The 2,113-nt window shown below is 64.7% G+C and carries 2 protein-coding genes; both read left to right on the plus strand.

Annotated features, from left to right (window positions below; genetic code table 11):
- Nucleotides 1-405: 405 nt before the first annotated feature.
- On the plus strand, nt 406-864 hold the full coding sequence (locus ACIRRA_RS45840; RefSeq protein ID WP_402782396.1) for a hypothetical protein: 459 nt from the start codon (nt 406-408) through the stop codon (nt 862-864).
- Nucleotides 865-1,035: 171 nt separating this feature from the next.
- A complete protein-coding gene (locus tag ACIRRA_RS45845; RefSeq protein WP_402782399.1) occupies nt 1,036-1,941 on the plus strand; it encodes an alpha/beta fold hydrolase in 906 nt (301 codons plus the stop codon).
- Nucleotides 1,942-2,113 lie beyond the last annotated feature (172 nt).

A 2,113-nucleotide genomic window follows, 5' to 3' on the forward strand; every position in this document is an offset into this window, starting at 1 on the left:
ATGTGGCGGCCCCCGCAGCAGGGCGGTCGCTGAGCCGCAAGAAGGCACGCTCCTCGGCAGTAGCGGACGTTCTGCGCCGCACCAGGTTCCGGCCGTCAGCGGCCCCGCGCTGGCCGGTTCAGTCAGTGCGGGATGCGGCTGATACCGCAACGACAGTTGCATGAGTCGGTGCTGGCGGATCTGTTGTGTGGTGTTGGATCATGTTGTGGCCGAGTCGGATTCGTTGATCAACAGGGGACGAGGCCCTCGCCGAGGGCCAGCGCGCCTGCGAACTCCTGCTGGCCTCGTGGCGGCCCACCCCCTGAAAGTCGGGGCAAACCCCAATACTGAAATCTCCACGTTTCAGTCATTCCTGACGGTAGCGTTCCTCGACCCCGAACCTCGGGAACCCGAATCAGGAGAACGATGACCACGCATTCCCGCCCCGGCCGCCGAATCGGCTGGGGTTTGACCGGACTGGCCGCGACGGTAGCCGTCATCACGGCCGGCGCACCCGCCGCATCCGCCGACATTATGGTGTTCAACATCGACCCTGCTGGTCAAACCTATTACGTCGGAACCAATTACCGTCTCAGAGCAATTACCGAGTTCGGGGACGATTTCGTGAGCTTCTACGACAACGGCCAGTGCATCGGAAGCAGTGTCTCGAAAGGCAATGCGGAGGTCCCGACCGCCCCGATCGCGGGTGTGTACTGGATCCCGTCGACGGCCGGCCACCACGTCATCACGGCCAATGACGGCAAGTCCACGATGACGATCACGCTGGACATCCAGCCCGCACCTGCCGGATCCACACCGGCCACCCCGCAACCCCAGCTCGTCGGCTGCAGCCAGATCGATCGGCTACTCACCGGTAGCTCCTAGCTAATAGCGGATGCGACTGAGCCTTCCGATCTCGCGGGGTTCGGCAAAGCACGAGGGGTCGAGCAAGATCACCCGTCGTGGCGGCGAGACTCGCACGTTGGCATGCTCGGTTGCGGAACACCCTGCAGAGCTCGAGCGCTGGAGGGCCCCCGATGAGAGGAGCTCCAGGCAATGGTGGAAGAGCACACCGAGGCCCCGAGGGGGACACGCTACGAAATCTCGAGCGGGTCAATGCTGCTGCACCGCTCCGGCACCGGCGGGCCGCCCGTGGTGTTCCTTGCCGGCGGCGGAATGTCGGGCCTGTATTACTGGAAAGTGCACGACCTCGTCGCGGAGTTCACCACAAGCGTGATCTACGACCGGCTCGGCCTGGGCTGGAGCGACACAGTGGACCTGCCACGCAGTGGCACACAGGTGACCGACGACCTGCACGAGCTGCTGCATGTCGCGGGCGTGCCCGGCCCGCGCGTACTGGTCGCGCACTCACTCGGCGGCCTGTACGCGCGGCTCTACGCGAAACGATTCCCCGGCGAAGTCACCGCCCTGGTCCTGCTCGACCCGACCCACGAGAACATCGTCGACTACCTCTCCACGGAGAAAGCGCAGCGGTTACAGGACTCGAACACCGACGACCTCGTTCCACCCGGGCAATTGGACACGATGCGGACCACGTACCGGGCCGCCCTCAGCCGGGCACTGGCCGACTGGCCCGCCGCGATCCGGGAACCGCTACTGGACAAAGGGTTCGGCCGCGCCGGCTTCAGACAGTCTCTGCGCGAACCAATGAACCTGCCGCGACTGTTCAGCGAGGTCCGCGACGCTGGGCCCGATCCTGACATACCACTGACGTTCGTCTCGGCCATGGGGGCCGACACGATCGCCCAGGAGCTGGTGCCGCCCGAGGCACACGCAGCCCTGGACGAGTCCAACCAGACCAAATACCGGCTGTACACCGATCTGGCCGCAGCGCTGCCTGACGCCGAGGTGCGCCGTTTGGACGACGTGGGGCATTCGGGAATGGCCTGGCTCCGGCCCGACGCCGTGGTTCAGGCGATCCGCGACACATTGTCGCGGTGACCGAGGCGCGGATCGTCGCTGTGCAAGTTCTGTACGCACTGACCTGTCATGGGCAATAGCGGACGTTCTGCACCGCACGGGACTGTAAAAACAACGGTGTAACTCCGAATCAAGGAGTGGCACTTGATGTCTGACACGACAACGATCGATGTGACCGATACTGCTGCGGTGG

Origin of the sequence: Nocardia sp. NPDC101769 (assembly GCF_044766925.1) — a bacterium.
In the GTDB taxonomy this organism is placed as follows: domain Bacteria; phylum Actinomycetota; class Actinomycetes; order Mycobacteriales; family Mycobacteriaceae; genus Nocardia.